The organism is Parendozoicomonas sp. Alg238-R29 (assembly GCF_947331445.1).
Classification (GTDB): domain Bacteria; phylum Pseudomonadota; class Gammaproteobacteria; order Pseudomonadales; family Endozoicomonadaceae; genus Sansalvadorimonas.
Genome location: NZ_CAMZOG010000249.1, coordinates 1 through 854 on the forward strand (window position 1 = coordinate 1; position 854 = coordinate 854).

1 protein-coding gene is annotated in these 854 nt (G+C 40.5%); it reads left to right on the forward strand.

The window, feature by feature from the left end; translation table 11 throughout:
- The first annotated feature begins 103 nt into the window (after nucleotides 1–103).
- Entirely contained in the window at nucleotides 104–796 is a 693-nt protein-coding gene (locus QMA35_RS21895) for an aspartate/glutamate racemase family protein (protein WP_281649251.1), read from the forward strand.
- Nucleotides 797–854: the final 58 nt, after the last annotated feature.

Consider the following 854-nt stretch of genomic DNA (forward strand, 5'->3'; position numbering starts at 1 on the left):
TAACAAGTGCGTGGTGTTCGTCGCTTCGCTCCTGGGACGCCTGCGGCGCCCCACACGCAGGCGTTAGCTGGCACAATCACTAATTGAGCTAAACGAGAGAGAAATGAAAACTATCGGTCTGCTTGGAGGAATGAGTTGGGAATCTACAGCAAGTTATTACAAAGAAATAAATGAAGGTGTAAAAGAAATTCTTGGTGGTTTACATTCAGCTAAAATTTGTCTTTACAGTGTTGACTTTGCAGAGATAGAAAAATTGCAACATGAAGGCCGCTGGGATGAAACAGCACGAATTCTATCCCAAGCAGCACAGTCTATTGAATCAGGTGGAGCTGACTTTATTCTTATATGCACAAATACAATGCACAAGGTTGCAGATAACATTCAGTCTTCTATTTCAATTCCAGTTATTCATATCGCAGATGCAACAGCTGAAATTCTCGTTACCGATGGTATTAAGCGTGTAGGATTACTTGGAACAAAATTCACTATGGAACAAGATTTTTATAAAAATCGAGTTTCAGAAAAATATGGAATTGAAGTTATTGTTCCAAACCAGAATGACCGAAATACAGTCCATGACATAATTTATAACGAATTATGCCTTGGAAAAACAACAGATCAATCAAGAGAAAAATACCTTGATATAGTCAATGAGTTGTATTCTCAAGGTGCAGAAGCTGTAATTCTCGGATGCACTGAAATAGCACTGCTCATTCAGCAACAACACACAACAATTCGACTTTACGACACAACACAAATTCATGCGGCACAAGCCGTCAAATCAGCAACGAGTTAAAGCGCCAGCTAACAAGTGCTTCAAATGGGACGCCTTCGGCGCCCCTTAAGCAGGCGTT

Bases quoted from the DNA above. Each gene is read 5' to 3' on its own strand.
- QMA35_RS21895 (WP_281649251.1), top strand. From the start codon at position 104: ATGAAAACTATCGGTCTGCTTGGAGGAATGAGTTGGGAATCTACAGCA.